At 62.3% G+C, this 1489-nt stretch carries 1 pseudogene; it reads right to left on the minus strand.

Annotation, left to right across the window (positions count from 1 at the left end):
* Positions 1-1489: pseudogene (locus EN994_RS30970) on the minus strand (kinesin); the annotation flags it as partial.

Here is a 1489-nt window from a genome sequence, read left to right on the forward strand (position 1 = left end):
CCTCGATGATGCCGGTCTGGCGACTGAACGCCTGCTCGATCTTCTCGACATCGGCAGCGATCGCGTCGGAAATGCCGGTGCTTCTGGCAGCGATCTGGTCGATATGGCCCGACAGCGAGCGGTCAACGTCCTTGCGGGTCTCGGCGAGCTTGCCGAGATCGTCTTCCAGCGCGCGGGTCAACATATTGCGGCCTTCGGACAGCTTGCCGACATGTCCGGCGATGACGTCGTCGATGTCGCTGCGGCTTTCGGTCAGCTTCTGCAGGTCGGCTTCGAGGGCGCGTTTGAGAATGTCGCGGCCCTCGGCCAGCTTCTCGACCTGGCCGGCAACCAGACCGTCGATGCTGGAGCGGCTTTCGGCCAGCTTGGCGAGATCGGCTTCCAGCGCGCGCTTGAGAACATCGCGACCTTCGGCGAGTTTCTCGACCTGGCCGGCGACCAGACCGTCGATGCTTGAGCGGCTCTCGGCCAGTTTGGCAAGATCGTCCTCGAGCGCCTTGGACAGGGTCGAGCGCTCCTGGACAAGCCTTTCCGCGTGGCTGTTAACGAGGCCACCGACGTTTTCGAGGTCGGCTTCAAGCGCTTTCGACAGCGTCGAACGATCCTGGACGAGCCTTTCGGAATGGCTGTTGACCAAGCCATTGACGCTTTCGAGGTCAGCCTCGAGTGCCCGGGCGAACTGTGCCCGGTCATCGACCAGTTTCTGCGACTGGTCGGCAATGGTCCCCTTGATCGCGTTGAGGTCGGATTCCAGAGCGCGCCGCAGGATATCTCGGCCCTCGGACAACTTCTCGACCTGACCCGCAACCAACCCGTCGATGCTGGAACGGCTGTCGGCCAGCTTGGCGAGGTCGTCCTCAAGGGCCCTGGACAGGGCGGAGCGGTCTTGGACAAGCTTGTTCATGTGATCGGCGATGACGCTGTTCACATTCTGCAGGTCGGCTTCCAGGACCCGGGAAAGCTGACCGCGATCCTCGGCCAGCTTTTCCGACTGGCTTGAGATAACGCCCTTGATCGTGTTCAGGTCGGATTCCAGCGCGCGCTTGAGAATGTCGCGGCCTTCCGCCAGCTTCTCGACCTGACCGGCGACCAGACCGTCGATGCTCGAACGGCTTTCGGCCAGCTTGGCAAGGTCGGCTTCAAGGGTCTGCGACAGCAGGCTGCGGTCCTCGGCCAACCGTCCCGAATGGCTTTCGATCAGGCCGCGTATGCCGGACAGATCATTGTCGAGCGAATGGGAAAGCTGCGTGCGGTCTTCCGCCAGTTTGGCGGAATGGGTTTCGATGAGGCTCTTGATGCCGACGATGTCGTTTTCCAACGCCTTGGCGAGCACGGCGCGGCCTTCGGCGATTTTTTCCACCTGACCGGCGACCAGACCGTCGATGTCGGCGCGGCTGTCGGACAGTTTTCCGAGATCGGCTTCCAAAGCGCGCGACAGAATGTTGCGGCCCTCGGCGAGTTTTCCGACATGTCCGGCGACCATTTCATC

Source organism: Mesorhizobium sp. M7A.F.Ca.CA.002.09.1.1 (assembly GCF_003998555.1).
In the GTDB taxonomy this organism is placed as follows: Bacteria; Pseudomonadota; Alphaproteobacteria; order Rhizobiales; family Rhizobiaceae; genus Mesorhizobium; species Mesorhizobium ciceri.